The organism is Thermodesulfobacteriota bacterium (assembly GCA_035325995.1).
Lineage (GTDB): Bacteria > Desulfobacterota_D > UBA1144 > Nemesobacterales > UBA2774 > JADLGH01.
Genome location: DAOKYU010000009.1, coordinates 123,096 through 139,180, shown reverse-complemented (window position 1 = coordinate 139,180; position 16,085 = coordinate 123,096). Strand labels below are relative to the sequence as shown.

Sequence of the window (16,085 nt, the reverse complement as noted above, 5' to 3'; positions counted from 1 at the left end):
TTATGATCATTCCGCCTACTGCTGAGGCGCCTGTTGCTGCTGCATCATCTGGTTGATGTCTCTCTCCGTTATAGTGACGCCGGTCAAATCACAGAGGCTGGCTGGCTCCGGCGACTTCCTATTCACTTCGACCGCGGTTTCATGAACCTTCAGATCCTGCACGTTAGCCACAGTTTCGAGCATTATGAAGTCGTCGGTGATGCACATTTCTATCCCTTGCGGGAAGCTCCACGTGCTGCACTGCTCTCCGCTCACCGTTTTCTTGCCTGTGACCGTTCCCCCCATGCTCATCAATTGCTGCTGGTTGAACTGTTTGGGGTCCTTGCCTTTTAGCGATTCGCTTATTTTGGCGAATGTCGGGTCTTTAAACTTCGTGCCGGTGTTGTCATCGAGGTTCACGACCACTATCCAGCGCTCTCCGTTTTCTATCCAGGAAACCATCTTTTCGTTACGCTTGACGCTGCCGATCTCCGGCATCGTGATTTGCAGGTTTTCCTTTAAGCAAATTTTTCTTCCATAATCTTGTGAGAACTGGATTTTCTCTCCTGTTGCGTTACCCTCGGCCTTGTATTTCACCGTGTAGCTTTCGAGCGGATGAAGCCTGAGGTCCTGCGCGCCGGCTGTCAGAGGCACGAAAACCGCCCCAATAACAAACAGAAGGCACGGAATATACTTAAAGCAATTTATTAAATATATGGCTTTATAACCATTCATTATTACATTACCTCCCCGGTATAATATTGTTGAAACCGCTTGTCCGGATGTATGAAATAACGCTTCCGGGAAAGAGATACTATACACGAAAGGCGTTTCAAAATATACGTGTGGAAGACGGATTCCAAAGGTGAAAAGGCAGCTTTCCACGTAAAAAGCCCCGTGCCGGCGGCTGCGCCGATACGGGGCCTTGTTATCTGCCCGAATGAACCGGATCAGGCTTTTCTCGGCCTTCTCCTGGCGAATATGAATGCCGGAAGGAGGGCGTAGAGAACGAGCCCGCCGAGGGCCGCGGCTCCGCCGCCTCCGGGCCCGGCGACAGCGCACCCTCCGTTAGAGCCCCTCGGTCCCTGCGGCCCTTCCGGCCCCGGAGCGCCGTTACAGACATAATCCGTACCCTCTATCTCGTCCGGTTCCAGCTCTCCGTTCCCGTTAATGTCCGGGCCGTATTCTATCTTGAGTCCGCCGAACTCGCAGTTCGGTCCGGGCGGCTCGTCGGATATGTCGAGCACAGTCCCCGGCGTCCCTGGAGGTCCCGGAGGCCCTGGCTCCCCCGGCTCACCGGGCTGTCCGGGAGGCCCCGGCTCACCGGGCTGGCCCGGTTCCCCCGGAGGCCCCGGAGGTCCGGGCAATCCGTCTTCGCCGTTACATGCGTAATAGGTCTCTTCCACTTCGTCCGGGTCGAGGACCCCGTTTTGATTGGTGTCTCTCCCCGATTCTATCTTCACGCCGCCGTCCTCACAGTTAGCTCCCGGGGGCTCGGTGGAGGCGTTCACGAGGGTCCCCGCGAAGGCGTTTATGAATAAACAGGCTACGGGCGGCTCGGCCGCGGTCACAGTGAAATCGAGCGTCCCCCCGAGGCTGTCTACCGCGGAGGTGTCGGGCAGCGCCGGGCAGAATATGTTTAGAATATGCTCTTCGGGTATATCTTCCGTTATCGTGTAGTCCCCGTCGGGAACGATACAGCCGAGCGACTCTCCGTCCCCGAGCGCGAACTCCCCGGTGATGCCGCAGTTTCCCGACGTGAACCCGGACGATGTGAAGGAGTATTCCCCCGCCTGGCCCGTCGGCACGGCGACTTTGGTTATGCTCACGGTCGTGAAGGCCGCGCCGTCCCCGCTGAAGCCGCAGGAGTCGTCGTTGGAAAAGTTGCCGCCGAGGTCTTCGGGCATGCCGTCGCCGGCGCAGTTCTCGGGGGAATTGAGCGCCACGATGGAATTGGCGGCGCTTATGCCGAGGAATGGAGGGGTGATCACCCCCGATCTGAAAATTCCGCCCCCCGCCGCGCCGGCCTCGTTATTCGCTATCGTCACGAACGACAGGCTCACCAGGAAAAAGTTGCTGAGTATCGCCCCCCCGTTCGTGGCCGCGATATTGCCCGAAAAGGTGGAGCTGGAGATGCTCGTAGGCTGGTCGCCGGTGTATATGATCGCCCCGCCGTCGTTCGCCTCGTTCGCGGTGAAGGTGCAGCCCGTTATGCTCAGTATGTCGGCCAGGGCATTTATCGCTCCGCCGTCGGCGACGGCAGTGTTGCGTGTGAACGTCGAGTTCGCAAGGCTCTCTATCGTGCCTTGATTCTTATATATGGCGCCGCCGGAGCCGGAGGAGTTATTACTGAAAGTGCATCCGCTTATGCTCTCTATCGAGCCGCTGTCGAACAAAGCCCCGCCCAAACCGCTTACTGTGCTGTTTCCGTCGAAAACGGTATCCGATATGTCCCCTATATCCACTGCGTTGAAAATCGCCCCTCCGCTACTGCTGGCGGTATTGCCGGTGAACGTCGAACCGGTTATTCCGGTTATCTGATCGCTGTTGAATATGGCCCCACCGGAGTTGGCCGAGTTCCCCGTGAAAACGAGGTCCTCTATCGTGAGAATCTCCGAGTTCAGTATGGCGCCGCCGTCGCTGATGGAAAATCCGTTGGCCAGCCTCAGGCCACTTATATGCACGCTGACCGTGTCCGCTATCCCGTTGTTGATGTTGAAAATCCGGAATGAATTATTCCCGTCTATGGTCAGCTGATCCGTCCCCGGCCCGATTATCGTGAGGTCGTCGGCAACGAACGGAAGAGCGCTCAGGAGGGTTATGGTAGCCGGAAGAGAGGGCAGATCGAATACTATCTCGTCGGCCCCGGGGTTCGTGTTGGCGTCTAGTATGGCCTGCCTCAGGGAGCCCGCTCCTGCGTCGTTGGTATTGCCTACTTCGAAAACAAGCGCTGAAGAAGGCAGAACGGAAAGAAAAAAAAGAATAACGGGTAAAGACAAAAATAGAGGCATCCTCATGATATCCCCTCCTGAGTATTTTGTCCCGGCTCATGCCGGGACGTTATCTTGCCTGCCTTCTCCGGGTAAAACCCTCCAACACAAAAATTATACTACTAATGTCTATGAATAAAGTCAATTTCCTATTAATTATCTATTGATATAGCGAGAGATTTACCGGTGATGACATATGTCCGATATATAATATATGTCTCGTGCGCGGGCCGTGAAAAGCCGCGGCCCTCGCCCTGAAGTGTGCGGAGACTGCCTGAAATGCCGCCCCGTTTCGGGGCCGCATGGTGCGTGTCCGGCAAGGAAACGGTGGAGCGCTCCCGGCGCATGCAGTAAAAACTCTCCCGGAATATGTACGAAGCCGCCCGGTGCGCGGGCTCAGAACTTCCTTATTTCGAGCGTCCGGATCGTATCGGTAACGTCGAGGTACGCGTAAGAACGCGTGCTGAAGGGGCCGGGGTTGACTATCTTGCTCCCGGCTATCTTGTCTATTCCCGGGGCCTCGTGTATGTGCCCCGTGAAGCACACGAGCGGGTGGTACTGCTCGATGAAGGTCCTCACCGCGGTGCTGCCCACGTGGGCCCCGCTGGATATCGTGTCGTTGAGGGTGCCTATCGGGGGCTGGTGGGAAACGACTATCATCGGCACCGTCATGTCGCAATCCTCGAGCGCCCTTTCGAATATCGCCGTGTACTCCTCTTCCGAGTAGACGTTAGGCGTCGGGCTCGGCGCGGGGAGAGACCCTCCCGCACCCACTATGGACACGTCGTTCTGCCTGAAGCCCCTCGCGTGGAGGTTCATGTTCTCGCGGTAGAGGTATTCGTCGACTTCCTTCGTGTCGCAGTTCCCCGATACGGCGAGGACGTTTTGATTATACCACCTGACCTTGTCTATAACCTCGCGCGCCTTGTCCTCTCCCCCGAAGTGCGTAATGTCACCGCCGACGAGGACGAGGTCGGCCTCCGACAGCGGGTCTTTCAGCAAATCTATCGGCGCCGAATTGCCGTGGATGTCTACAATGAAAATTATCTTCATATCTCTTGGCTGTCTCTTTACGACACTGCGCCGGCGGCCGGCACGCCGTTCCTGTCCGTCGAATATTCCCTCAGTAGCCAGAGCTCGGGGATAATTTCGCCTACGACCTTCCCGTTGTCAAAAACCCTCACCATGGAGCTCTCGGATACGACCACGGCGACGGAGTTCGTCTTCTTCGTTATCGACGCCCCGGCCAGGTGCCTGCTCCCGAAGCCGAGCGGGAGGTCTATGTCCTGGGACGCCGGGAATATGTACCTGCAGGCCGAAACGAACACGCCGTCGTCGGACACGATAAAAGCGCCGTCCATCTGGGCGAGCTCCTTTACGGTCTCCCTCATGTTCGGGTCGTCCGCCCTCTTTAACGAATCGGGATGGCCGTAGAGAGGGTCGAGTATGAGCGGGCGCGAATGCTTGAGCGTCTCCTCGGTGTCCGAGATTATGAACATCGTCCCTATCTTCCGCCCTTCCCTTCCTTCGCGGGCAATCTCGATTCCGAGGCTGAGGACGCTCTCGAGGGTCGCGGTATTAACGTTCCGCGACGGGCAGCATATACCGGCCAGAAGCATCCTCTGCTCTTCTATCCTTTTACTAAGCTCTTCTATCATCGGATTCCTCTTAACCCTTTGATTAAATATAACAGATTTTGGATTCGGCCACCCATGGGTGCGGGCTCAATCGAGGGGCTTCATCTCGCCGAGCACGGTCGGTATGAGCTCTGACACAGTCGGGTGTATGTGAACCGCCCGCTGTATTACGGTATAGGGCTTCTTCGTGTACATGACGTCCAGTATCGAATGTATCGCCTCGTCGCCCTCTATGCCGATTATCGACGCGCCGAGTATCTCACCGTTTTCGGCGTCGGCGAGGATCTTTATGAATCCGTCCGTTTCCCCGCGCTCCCTTGCGCGGCTGACGCGAGTCATCTCCCTCTTGCCGATAAGAGCCTTCCTCCCCGACTTCCTGACCTCTCTCTCCGTCATGCCGGCCCTTCCGAGCGGCGGGTCCGTGTACAGCGCATACGCCGTTATCCTGTCGCTCACCTTCCTGTCGCCCCCGTCGAGAAGGTTCGCCGCGACGATCTCGAAGTCGTTATACGACGTATGAGTGAACGCCCCTTTCCCGTTACAATCCCCGAGGGCCCATATCCCGGGGACGTTCGTCCGGAGGTAATCGTCCACCTTTATAAATCCCCTCTCGTCCGTCGCCACCCCCGCCTTTTCGAGCCCGAGGTCGTCCGTGTTCGGCACGCGCCCGACGGCCCAGAGGACGTGAGAGCCCGTAACCGTTTCCTCGCCTCCTTCGCACTCCGTAGTCACTTCCGCCCCTTCCGGATGCTTCCTCGCGTATATGCAGTTCGCCCCGAGTACGACGTTAATCCCTTCCTTCTTCATTACTTCCGCGAGCACCTGCGAAACGTCCTCGTCCTCGCGCCCGGCGAGCCGTTCGCCCTTTTCGATGACGGTCACCTCGCTCCCGAAGCGCCTGTACATCTGTGCGAATTCGAGGCCTACGTAGCTCCCGCCGATCACGATCAGATGACGCGGGAGGAAATCGACGTGCATAATCGTCGAGTTCGTAAAGCACGGGGTCCCCTCTTCCTCGCCGCCCGGAGGGACGAGCGCCCTGCCGCCGGCGTTCACGAATATCATGCCTGCTTCGAGAAGCTCGCCGTTCACTCTCACGGTGCGCGGCGATTCGAACCGTCCGTGCCCCTTGTAAAGGGTCACGTTCTTCATGCCGCGTATCCATTCCTCGACGGATGCGGCCGAGGCCCCCGCGACCTCGTCCTTCCTCGCCTTCACCTTCTTCATGTCAACGGCCACGTTCCCGTCCGACACCACGCCGAATCTCGCCGCCGTTCTCGCGACGTGTGCGGCGCGTGCGGACGCGATCAGTGTCTTGGTCGGTGTGCACCCGGTGTTGACGCAGGTCCCGCCGAATAAATCCCGCTCCAGTATCGCCACTTTCATTCCCGCATCCGACAGCCTTCCCGCGAGCGGCGGCCCGGCCTGCCCCGTTCCTATTATTATCGCGTCGTATTTTCCGGCCATGTCTTTCCCTCCCGTTTTCGGCAACCGGCAAACGGGCCGGCTCTCCCTTGCCATTATACCGCAACCGGTGGAGGATGAACGGGCTCCCGGAAATTCTTCGGCGGCGCCTCAAGAAGGCGTTATTTGATGATATGTTTAGAAATACGGTTTGGATGCAGCCGCCGTCCGGAGGGTCGTCGCGGGCCGAATCGAAATCGAAGCGGAGGCTTCCATACGATGGACGGGAAAAAAGAGGTTACGGTCGGGGCGTACATAGCGGCCAGGCTTTCCGAGATCGGTATCGGGCATTACTTCGCCGTGCCCGGGGACTACAACCTCGTCCTCCTGGACGAGCTTCTCGGAAACCCCTCGCTAACGATGATTGGCTGCTGCAACGAGCTCAACGCCGGTTACGCCGCCGACGGTTACGCGAGGGCGCGGGGCGCAGCGGCCCAGGTCGTAACGTTCTCCGTCGGAGGCCTCTCCGCGCTGAACGCCGTCGCGGGAGCATACGCCGAGGACCTCCCGGTCGTGATAATCTCCGGCGGGCCCAACACCAATTCCCAGGTCGAGAACCAGGTGCTCCACCACACGTGCGGCGAGGTGCGCTACGGCTACCAGAGGGACATATTCTCCCACGTGACGGCGGCGTCCGTCGTTCTCCGGCACCTGGCCGACGCCCCGTTCCTTATAGACAGGACGATCGAAACCTGCCTCTCGTCGCGAAAGCCGGTTTACATCGAGGTCCCGTGCAACCTGGCCGGGCGCGTGATACCCGCCCCGCGCCAAAGGAGCTTTTCGAGAAAGATGCACAGCCATGAGGATACGCTGGCCGAAGTCGTGGACAGAACGGTCGAGCTCCTTTCAGGCGCGGCGAAGCCCGTGCTCGTCGCCGGCGGCAAGCTGAAGCATTTCGGCGCGGCCCCCGCGTTCATGAAACTGGTAGACGCCTCGAAGTATGCAGCCGCATCCATGCCCGTCGCCAAGGGCCTTATACCCGAAAGCCATCCTAATTACATAGGCACCTACTGGGGCCCGGTCAGCAGCCCCGGCACGGCGGAGATAGTCGAATCCGCGAACGTATATCTCTTCGCGGGGGCCGTTTTCACCGACTACACGACCTCCGGATACTCGGCGCTCATAAACCCGTCGAGGCTCATCCACGCGGGGCCGGGATTCGTAAAGCTCCCCGACGCCATATACGACGGCATCGACCTCGCCGACTATCTCGAAGAGCTGTCGAAGAAAGTCGAGCCGAACGACGCCTCGCTCGTCGCGTACGAGCGCATAAAGCTCGAGCTCGCCCCTGGGCATCCGACCCGTGAATCCGCGCCGATAACCACGCGGAGGCTCTTCGAGAGGGTCGAAAAGATGCTTACCCCGGATATGGCCGTTATCGCCGAAACGGGGGACTCGTGGTTCAACACCATGAAGATGCGGCTTCCCGACGGCTGCGGTTACGAGATTCAGATGCAGTACGGCTCCATAGGCTGGTCCGTCGGCGCGGCCCTCGGCTACACACTCGGGAGCGGCGGCGCGAAAAGGGTCGTCGCGTTCATCGGCGACGGCTCCTTCCAGCTTACGGCGCAGGAGGTCTCGACGATAATACGGTACGGCCTCTCCCCGATAATATTCCTCGTAAACAACGGCGGCTACACGATAGAGGTCGAGATACACGACGGCCCCTACAACAACATCAAGAACTGGGACTACGCGGGCCTCGTCGACGTATTCAACGCCGGCGAAGGGAACGGCCGGTCGGCGAAAGTAAGGACCGAGGGAGACCTCGACGCGGCCATCGAAAAAGCCCTGCCGCACGACGGGCTCAGCCTGATAGAGGTAATCGTCGACAGGGACGACTGCAGCAAGGAGCTCCTCGAATGGGGAAGCCGGGTCTCCGCCAATAACTCCCGCCCGCCGGTAAACGCCGGCTAGGCCGCTTCCCGTGCGAAGATATTTGTGACGGCAAGCCTGTACCGGCTATGATAATGGGAAAGCTGTGACGGAGGGAAGTCCATGCCCGACAGGGTCGCGTTAATCACGGGTGGAGCCAGAGGCATAGGAAGGGCCGCCGCCCTTGCGCTCGCCGGCGCGGGCTGGGCGGTGGCGATATGCTACAGGACGAGCAGGGGCGAGGCGCTCGAAACGGTGAAGGCCATAGAAGCGCACGGCGTGAAGGGGCTCTGCTTCGAGGCCGACGTCTCCGACCCGGACGCCGCCTCGGGACTCGTCGGGAAAGTCGAGGCCGAATGGGGGCGCATAGACGCGCTCGTAAACTGCGCCGGGCCTTATCGTAAAGTCGGCCTCCTCGAAGAAACGCCTGAGGGCTGGCGCGGGATGTTCGACGACAACCTCCATCACGTTTTCTATATGAGCCGCGCAGTCGCGCCGGGAATGAAGGAGCGTAAATGGGGCAGGATAGTGAACTTCTCCGTTGCGGGGGCCGACAGGCTCGGCGCCAGGACCGAGATAACCCCTTATTATATAGCCAAGGCGGGAGTCCTCATGCTCACCCGGTCACTGGCCCGCGTTCTCGCCCGGGACGGCATCACCGTAAACGCCGTATCCCCGGGATTCATCGACTCGGGGAACGACATCCTGAAAGACCTCGAAGACGTCACGAGAACGATCCCAGCCGGGCGCATCGGCCATACGAAGGACGCCGCCTCGGCGGTCATGTACCTCCTCTCCGACGAGGCCTCCTACGTGAGCGGGACGAACATAATCATAAGCGGGGCGTGGGGATTATAGGCGCATCACATGCGCACGAATCAGACATCGCGGCAGCGACGTGCCTGCTACCCCGGAGTGCCCCCAAATCTGTCATTCCAGAATGTCTTAATCGGGAATCCAGTTTTTCAACCCGTCATCTTGTGCTTCAACTTCGATTTCCTGCAGGCGTGGCCTGCTTCGCTTGCTCGAAATCGTAGCTCAGAATGTACAACTGCAAATTCCCCTTAGCCTTTTTTTCTAAGTGGGAATAAATCGCTCCTGAACCGCCGCCTTGATATAGCGCCGTCTTTGTGATAGCTTAAAATTAATCCACAGGGAGGAAGCGGGTTGGAATCCCGCGCTGTCGCGCAACTGTGTTTGCAGGGTTTTATTTCCTGCATGAGCCAGATCTTCCCGTGTTCGGTTACTCGCGATATGGTAACGGACACAATAGTCTCGCCTAGATATTTCCGCATGCGAGGGGAGCCCTGTGAGAGTGTTTTGCAGGGAGAGCCTCGTGTCCGTTTACACGCCACATTCACACACAGAACCGGATGAAGCCCGCGACGGGGACATCTCTGTCGGGCTTCTCTTCGCGGCTCCCCCTGCCCGCGGCTGATTTTATCGCCGGCCGCCCCGAACCTGAAATTCAACGCGCTACCCAGAAGCGCAGCAAGGAGGGATTATGGTCAATATCAATCTCATCAAAAAGAGGGACGGGCGTATCGTCGAGTTCGACAGGGTGCGCATCGAGGCCGCCATTTCGAAGGCTTTCGCCGCGACCCTTGGCAAGCCGGACGAAAAGCTGATTCGAAACATAACCGACGACGTTCTGGAGGAGATCGAAAAGCAGTTCGGCGAAAGGGTGCCCGGCGTCGAAAACATACAGGACCTCGTCGAGCGGAACATAGTCGGGCACGGGTACCTCCGGGTCGCGACGGCGTACATCCTCTACCGCGAGGACCATAAAAAGAAGCGCCTCGACAAGAAGCGCGAGCTGATAGACAAGGTAAACAAGGGGCTCATCGGCGTCCGCAAGAGGAGCGGCGCGGTAAAGCCGTTTGACGCGCACGAGATCGAAAGATTCATACGGTCGTGCTGCAGCGGGGCCGAGGAGCCCGCAATGGTGGACGAGATCATAGACGAGGCCAAGTCACTGATGTACGACGGCATAACGACGAGGGACATAAACCAGGCGGTCGTGATGGTGTGCCGCTCGCGCATAGAGACGGACCTGACGTATTCCTACCTCGCCGCGAGGGTCCTTCTCAACGACCTTTATAAAGACGTCATAGGCCGCTACGAATACGAGGACGGCTTCGAGGCGGCCTATCGCGAGACGTTCAGGAAGAGCGTCGCCGCCGGGGTTGCGCAGGGCCGTTATTCCGAAGGGCTTGCAGGGTACGACCTCGACGCTATGTCCCGCGCGCTCGACCCGTCCCGCGACGGCCTCTTAAAGTACCTCGGCCTCCAGACGCTCTACGACCGCTACCTAATGAAGGACTACGATCAGAACATACTCGAAGTGCCGCAGTACTTCTGGATGCGGGTCGCCATGGGCCTGGCGCTTAACGAAGAGGATAAGGAAGGAAAGGCGATAGAATTTTACGACACGATCTCTGCCATGAGATACGTCCCCTCTACCCCTACACTCTTCCACTCGGGGACCGTGAATCCGCAGATGAGCTCGTGTTACCTGCTCACCTGCGCCGACGAGCTCGACAACATATTCAAGACGATGGGCGACGTCGCCCGGCTCGCCAAGTGGTCGGGCGGCATCGGCATAGACTGGACGGCCATTCGCGGCACCGGGGCGATGATACGGAGCACGAACGTAAACAGCCAGGGAGTGATACCGTTCCTCAAGATTCTGGACTCCACCACCTCGGCCATAAACCGGAGCGGGAAGCGCCGGGGAGCGACGTGCGCCTACCTCGAAGTATGGCACTACGATTTCGAGGACTTCCTCGAGCTCAGGAAGAACACGGGCGACGAGCGCCGGCGGACTCACGACCTCAACATCGCCGCGTGGGTGCCCGACCTTTTCATAAAGCGCGTCATCGACAAGGGCGACTGGACGTTCTTTTCGCCGGACGAGACGCCCGACCTCCACGGCCTTTACGGGAAGGCGTTCGAAAGGCGTTACGAGGAATACGAGCGCGCCGCGGACAGGGGCGGGATACGCCTCTCGAAGCGCGTTCCGGCACAGAAACTCTGGCGGAAGATAATAACGATGCTCTACGAAACCGGCCACCCGTGGCTCACGTTCAAGGACCCCTGCAACATACGCTCGCCCCAGGACCACCAGGGCGTCGTCAACAGCTCGAACCTCTGCACGGAGATAACGCTCAACACCTCCTGCGACGAGTTCGCCGTCTGTAACCTCGGCTCCGTAAACCTCTCCCTACATATAAAGGACGGGGCGCTCGACGAGGCTGCCCTTTCGGGGACGATAAGGACGGCGGTACGCATGCTCGACAACTCGATCGATCTCAACTTCTACCCGACCGGGGAAACCCGCCGCTCGAACCTCGCGCACAGGCCCATAGGGCTCGGCGTGATGGGGTTCCAGGACGCCCTCTACCAGGCGGGCCTCGATTTCGCGAGCGACGGGGCCGTGAAATTCTCGGACCTCGTCATGGAAACGGTCTCGTGGCACGCCATATCGGCCTCCTCGGACCTCGCCGCCGAGCGCGGGAAGTATTCGTCGTACAAAGGCTCGAAGTGGGACAGGGGGCTCTTCCCCCTCGACACGATGAAGATGCTCGAAGAGGAGCGCGGCGTGCCTACGTCCATCGGGATGGGCTCCCGTCTCGACTGGGCCGGGCTCAAGAGCAAGGTCAGGTGCCAGGGCATGAGGAACTCGAACTGCATCGCCATCGCCCCCACCGCGACCATAGCCAACATAGCGGGCTGCTACCCGTCCATCGAGCCGATATACAAGAACCTCTACGTTAAATCGAACCTCAGCGGCGAGTTCACGATGGTGAATCAATTCCTGATAGACGACCTCAGGGAAATCGGCCTCTGGGACAGGTCCATGCTCGAAAAGCTGAAGCAGACCGACGGCAGCATCGTCGGAATAAAAGAGCTCCCCGGCGAGCTCAGGGACAAGTACAGGGGCGCGTTCGAGATAGACCCGTCGTGGGTGATACTCCACGCGGCGTACAGGTCTAAATGGATAGACCAGAGCCAGTCCGTGAACATCTTCGTCGACACGGTATCCGGCGAGCGCATATCCGAGACGTACCTAAGCGCCTGGAAATCCGGGCTCAAGACGACCTATTACCTCCGCTCGCTCGGGGCGTCGGGCGTCGAAAAGAGCACCATCGAAGCCGGGGGGCATATATCCGCCGGGGCGGCCCGCGAGGCGGAGGAAACACTAAACGCGTGCAATCTCGAGGAGGGATGCGAATCATGTCAGTAAAGAATTACGAAATTAACAACGGAAACCACGGCAAGCCGGGCGGGGGGACGGCCGGGGCCGGTGGGCACAAGCGCATAATAAACTGCTCCGTAACCGACCCGAACAAGATACTCCCCATAAAGTACAAGTGGGCCCGCGAATACTATAAAGTAGGCGTCGCCAACAACTGGGTCCCCGACGAGGTGAACATGCAGAAGGACGTCGAGATGTGGAGGGATTCGTCCGCCCTTTCCGGGGGCGAGCGGCGGATGATAATCTACAACCTGGGCTTCTTCTCGACGGCCGAGAGCCTCACTGCCAACAACATCGTGCTTTCGATCTACCGCCACATCACGAACCCCGAGTGCAGGCAGTACCTTCTCCGCCAGGCCTTCGAGGAAGCCATTCACACGGATACCTTCATATACTGCTGCGACACGCTCGGGCTCGACCCGGACGAGGTCTACAACATGTACATAAACAATCCGGCCATTAAAGAGAAGGACGATTTTGTCGTCAGGCTCACGAAGAGCGTCCTCGACCCGGGCTTCACCACGGACAGCGAGGACAGTATACGGAGCTTCGTTCACGACCTCGTCGGGTTCTACGTCATCATGGAAGGGATCTTCTTCTACGCGGGCTTCGCGATGATACTGTCACTCCTCAGGCAGAACAAGATGACGGGACTCGGCGAGCAGTTCCAGTTCATACTCCGGGACGAATCTGTTCATCTGTCCTTCGGTATCGACCTCATAAACACGATAGCAGACGAGAACCCGGGCATCTGGACGGACGAATTCAAGGCCCTCCTCGTGGATAACGTCAGGAAGGCGGTCGAGCTTGAAATGACCTACACGCGCGACTGCCTCCCCGAGGGCATACTCGGGCTCAATTCCGGCCTCGTCGGCGAGTACGTGAGGTATATAGCAGACAGGAGGCTCGAACGGATAAGGCTCGGGAAGGTCTACGATGCGAAGAACCCCTTCCCGTGGATGAGCGAGATAATCGACCTCAGGAAGGAGAAGAACTTCTTCGAGACGAGGGTCACGGAATACAGGAGCGGCATGCTCTCCTGGGATGAGCACACGTAGTGTGCGGTTTTACGACGTGGTCGATTATGTGACTGGTAGCATGGTTCGCGCGTCAGGTGATTAATGCTGCAAAGCTGCTACGTCGGTTGCCTGCGGATGCTATCCGCACGTAGTGTGTTTACGACGTAGTGAGGGTGAAGATTTGATTCATTTGACGCGCGGACTGTATGTGTATTTGAGAATAGCACTGGCGTGTGAGTACCGGCTCTACATGCAAAGGTATATATAACATATATAGCATATTAGAAGGAGAAGACGTACATGAAGAAACTGACTACGAACAATCTCGGCTTCCCGAGGATAGGCCATCAAAGGGAGCTCAAGCGGGCGACGGAATCCTACTGGAAGGGTGACATAGACCTCCCGGCGCTGCGGAGGACGGCGGCCGAAATCAGGAAGGAGAACTGGGCCCTCCAGGCCGAGGCCGGGATAGACCTCATCCCCTCCAACGACTTCAGCTTCTACGACCAGGTGCTCGACACGGCCGCAATGGTCGGGGCGGTGCCCGGGCGGTTCGGTTGGCGCGGGGGTGACGTGGACCTCGACCTCTACTTCAGAATGGCGAGGGGCGTTCAGGAAAAGGAGGCGGGCGAAAGCGGCCCCGCCGCACAGGCGATGGAGATGACGAAATGGTTCGACACCAACTACCACTACATCGTCCCCGAGCTACGCCCCGGGCAGGGCTTCAAGCGCTCGACGAACAAGCCCGTGGACGAATTCAGGGAAGCGAAGACGCTCGGAATAAAGACCAAGCCCGTACTCGTCGGCCCGGTCTCGTTCCTTCTCCTCGGAAAATCGCGCGACGCCGGTTTCTCGCCGCTCTCCCTCCTCGGCGGTTTATTGCCCGTCTATATTGAGGTGCTTAAGGACCTTGCCTCTGCCGGCGCTGAATGGGTGCAGATGGACGAGCCGGTGATGGTGACGGACCTCGGCCCTGGCGAGCTCGAAGCCTTCAAAACTGCCTACGCCGCCTTCGCCCGCGGAGTACCCGGGCTGAAAATCATGCTCACCTTCTATTTCGGATACCTCGGCGGCAACCTCGGGACTGCCCTTGGACTACCCGTTGCCGGGTTCCACTTTGACCTGCTGCGTGGTGAGAGAGACATCCCGGCGATACTCGGCTCGTTCCCGAAAGACGCGCACATATCCCTCGGCCTCGTCAACGGCCGGGGCATATGGGTAAACGACCTCTCCCGTTCGTCCGACATAATCGGGAAGTTCGTATCCGCGCTCGGCGAGGAAAGGGTCATGATAGCGCCGTCCTGCTCGCTTCTCCACGTCCCGATCTCGCTCAGGAACGAGACGGCGCTGCCGGCAGACGTCAGAAGCATGCTCGCCTTCGCCGAGGAAAAGCTGGACGAGGTGGTCACGCTCTCTTCCGTGACAGATGGCAAGGGTTTCGAGGACGCGCTCGGGAAGAACGAGGCGCTCCTCCGGGAATGGAGCGAGAATCCGCTCATAAACGATCCTGCCGTCAAGAGAGTCGTGGCGGAATACCCGGCCGGCAGCGGGGGAAGGAGCCCCTTCCCCGTCCGGCAGAAAAAGCAGCGCGAGGCGTTCGGTCTGCCCCTCTTCCCGACGACTACCATCGGCTCGTTCCCCCAGACGTCCGAGGTCAGGAGCCGTAGGCTCGAATTCAGGCGCGGCGAGATGACGGCCGACGAGTACGACGAGTACATCCGCGCCCGGATTCGCGAGGTTATAACCCTCCAGGAAGAGCTCGGCCTCGACGTGCTCGTTCACGGCGAGTTCGAGAGGAACGACATGGTCGAATTCTTCGGCGAGATGCTGAACGGGTTCGCCGTTACTCTCGGCGGATGGGTGCAGAGCTACGGGAGCCGGTACGTAAAGCCCCCTATAATATACGGCGACGTCTCGCGTCCCTCGCCCATGACGGTCGAGGTAATTAAGTACGCGGCGTCCCTGACAGACAAACCCGTCAAGGGCATGCTCACGGGGCCGGTCACCATCCTCCAGTGGAGCTTCCGACGCGAGGATATACCCCGCTCCGGGGTAGCCCGGCAGATCGCCTTCGCCCTCCGTGAAGAAGTCCGCGACCTCGAGCGCGCGGGCATAAGGATCATACAGATAGACGAGCCCGCCCTGAGGGAAGGCCTCCCGATCAGGAAAGAGGACTGGGACGAGTACCTCTCCTGGGCGGTCGAAGTCTTCCACATCGCATCGGGTGCGGAGAAGGACGAGACGCAGATACACACCCACATGTGCTATTCCGAGTTTAACGACATCATCGAGAGCATTTCCAGGCTCGACGCGGACGTCATATCGATAGAGACGTCGCGCTCCCGGATGGAGCTCCTCGACGCCTTCAGGGATTTTGAATACCCGAACGAAATCGGGCCGGGCGTTTACGACATCCACTCGCCGCTCATCCCGGAGGTCGGGCAGATAGAGGACTTCATTACGAAGGCGTCCGAGTACATACCGAAAGAGAACCTCTGGGTGAATCCGGACTGCGGCCTCAAAACGAGGAGCGAGCCCGAGACGAAAGCCGCGCTTGGGAATATGGTCAAAGCCGCGCGGAGCCTGAGGCAAAGGTTCACGAAATGAACGTGCATGGGATCTGACGATGGCTAAGTGTCCGGGGTGCGGTAAGGATTTCAGGTGCGAAATAGAGGCCGGTGAAAACTGGTGCTGGTGCTTCGACGTCGATGCCCCCGAGCCGCCGGAATGCGGCGCGGAAAAATGCTACTGCGAGGCGTGTCTAAAAGGATCGGACAAGCCCTTGGTGACCGAGCTGCTGAGGCGAATCTCGAAAGATACATAACCGGCATCCCGGAACAGGCCGATGTCGATTGCCGGACAC

At 59.1% G+C, this 16,085-nt stretch carries 11 protein-coding genes; 6 read left to right on the top strand and 5 right to left on the bottom strand.

The genetic code is table 11. The features are described 5' to 3' along the window. Positions 1-15: 15 nt before the first annotated feature. The 5 genes from PKC29_12400 to PKC29_12380 all read right to left on the bottom strand — a co-directional run bounded on the left by PKC29_12400 (position 16) and on the right by PKC29_12380 (position 6,073). Positions 16-633, bottom strand: coding sequence for a hypothetical protein (locus PKC29_12400; protein ID HML96218.1), 618 nt, complete (start codon positions 631-633; stop codon positions 16-18). Positions 634-929: 296 nt separating this feature from the next. Beyond that, on the bottom strand, positions 930-2,996 hold the full coding sequence (locus PKC29_12395) for a hypothetical protein (protein ID HML96217.1): 2,067 nt from the start codon (positions 2,994-2,996) through the stop codon (positions 930-932). A gap of 369 nt (positions 2,997-3,365) precedes the next feature. Beyond that, entirely contained in the window at positions 3,366-4,022 is a 657-nt protein-coding gene (locus PKC29_12390; GenBank protein ID HML96216.1) for a metallophosphoesterase family protein, read from the bottom strand. Positions 4,023-4,039: 17 nt separating this feature from the next. After that, positions 4,040-4,627 (bottom strand): diadenylate cyclase, encoded by a 588-nt coding sequence (locus PKC29_12385; protein HML96215.1) that lies wholly within the window; start codon positions 4,625-4,627, stop codon positions 4,040-4,042. Between the two features lie 66 nt (positions 4,628-4,693). Then, positions 4,694-6,073 (bottom strand): FAD-containing oxidoreductase, encoded by a 1,380-nt coding sequence (locus tag PKC29_12380; GenBank protein HML96214.1) that lies wholly within the window; start codon positions 6,071-6,073, stop codon positions 4,694-4,696. A 216-nt stretch (positions 6,074-6,289) separates the two neighbouring features. Between PKC29_12380 and PKC29_12375 the strand changes: the two genes are divergently transcribed. From PKC29_12375 to PKC29_12350, 6 genes are all read left to right on the top strand, one after another. Continuing rightward, the gene (locus PKC29_12375; GenBank protein ID HML96213.1) at positions 6,290-7,987 is read left to right on the top strand and encodes a thiamine pyrophosphate-binding protein; all 1,698 of its coding nucleotides are present in this window, start codon (positions 6,290-6,292) and stop codon (positions 7,985-7,987) included. 81 nt (positions 7,988-8,068) lie between these two features. Beyond that, positions 8,069-8,803, top strand: coding sequence for an SDR family oxidoreductase (locus PKC29_12370; protein ID HML96212.1), 735 nt, complete (start codon positions 8,069-8,071; stop codon positions 8,801-8,803). A gap of 646 nt (positions 8,804-9,449) precedes the next feature. Beyond that, a complete protein-coding gene (locus PKC29_12365) occupies positions 9,450-12,191 on the top strand; it encodes a ribonucleoside-diphosphate reductase subunit alpha (GenBank protein ID HML96211.1) in 2,742 nt (913 codons plus the stop codon). Then, positions 12,182-13,261 carry a ribonucleotide-diphosphate reductase subunit beta gene (locus PKC29_12360; protein ID HML96210.1) on the top strand — a complete coding sequence of 360 codons (1,080 nt, stop codon included), beginning with the start codon at positions 12,182-12,184 and terminating at the stop codon, positions 13,259-13,261. The genes PKC29_12365 and PKC29_12360 overlap by 10 nt, the downstream gene beginning before the upstream one ends. 261 nt (positions 13,262-13,522) lie before the next feature. Continuing rightward, a complete protein-coding gene (gene metE, locus PKC29_12355; GenBank protein ID HML96209.1) occupies positions 13,523-15,829 on the top strand; it encodes a 5-methyltetrahydropteroyltriglutamate--homocysteine S-methyltransferase in 2,307 nt (768 codons plus the stop codon). 19 nt (positions 15,830-15,848) lie between these two features. After that, complete coding sequence (locus tag PKC29_12350; protein HML96208.1) at positions 15,849-16,046, top strand: cysteine-rich CWC family protein; 198 nt, start codon at positions 15,849-15,851, stop codon at positions 16,044-16,046. The last annotated feature ends 39 nt before the right edge of the window (positions 16,047-16,085 follow it).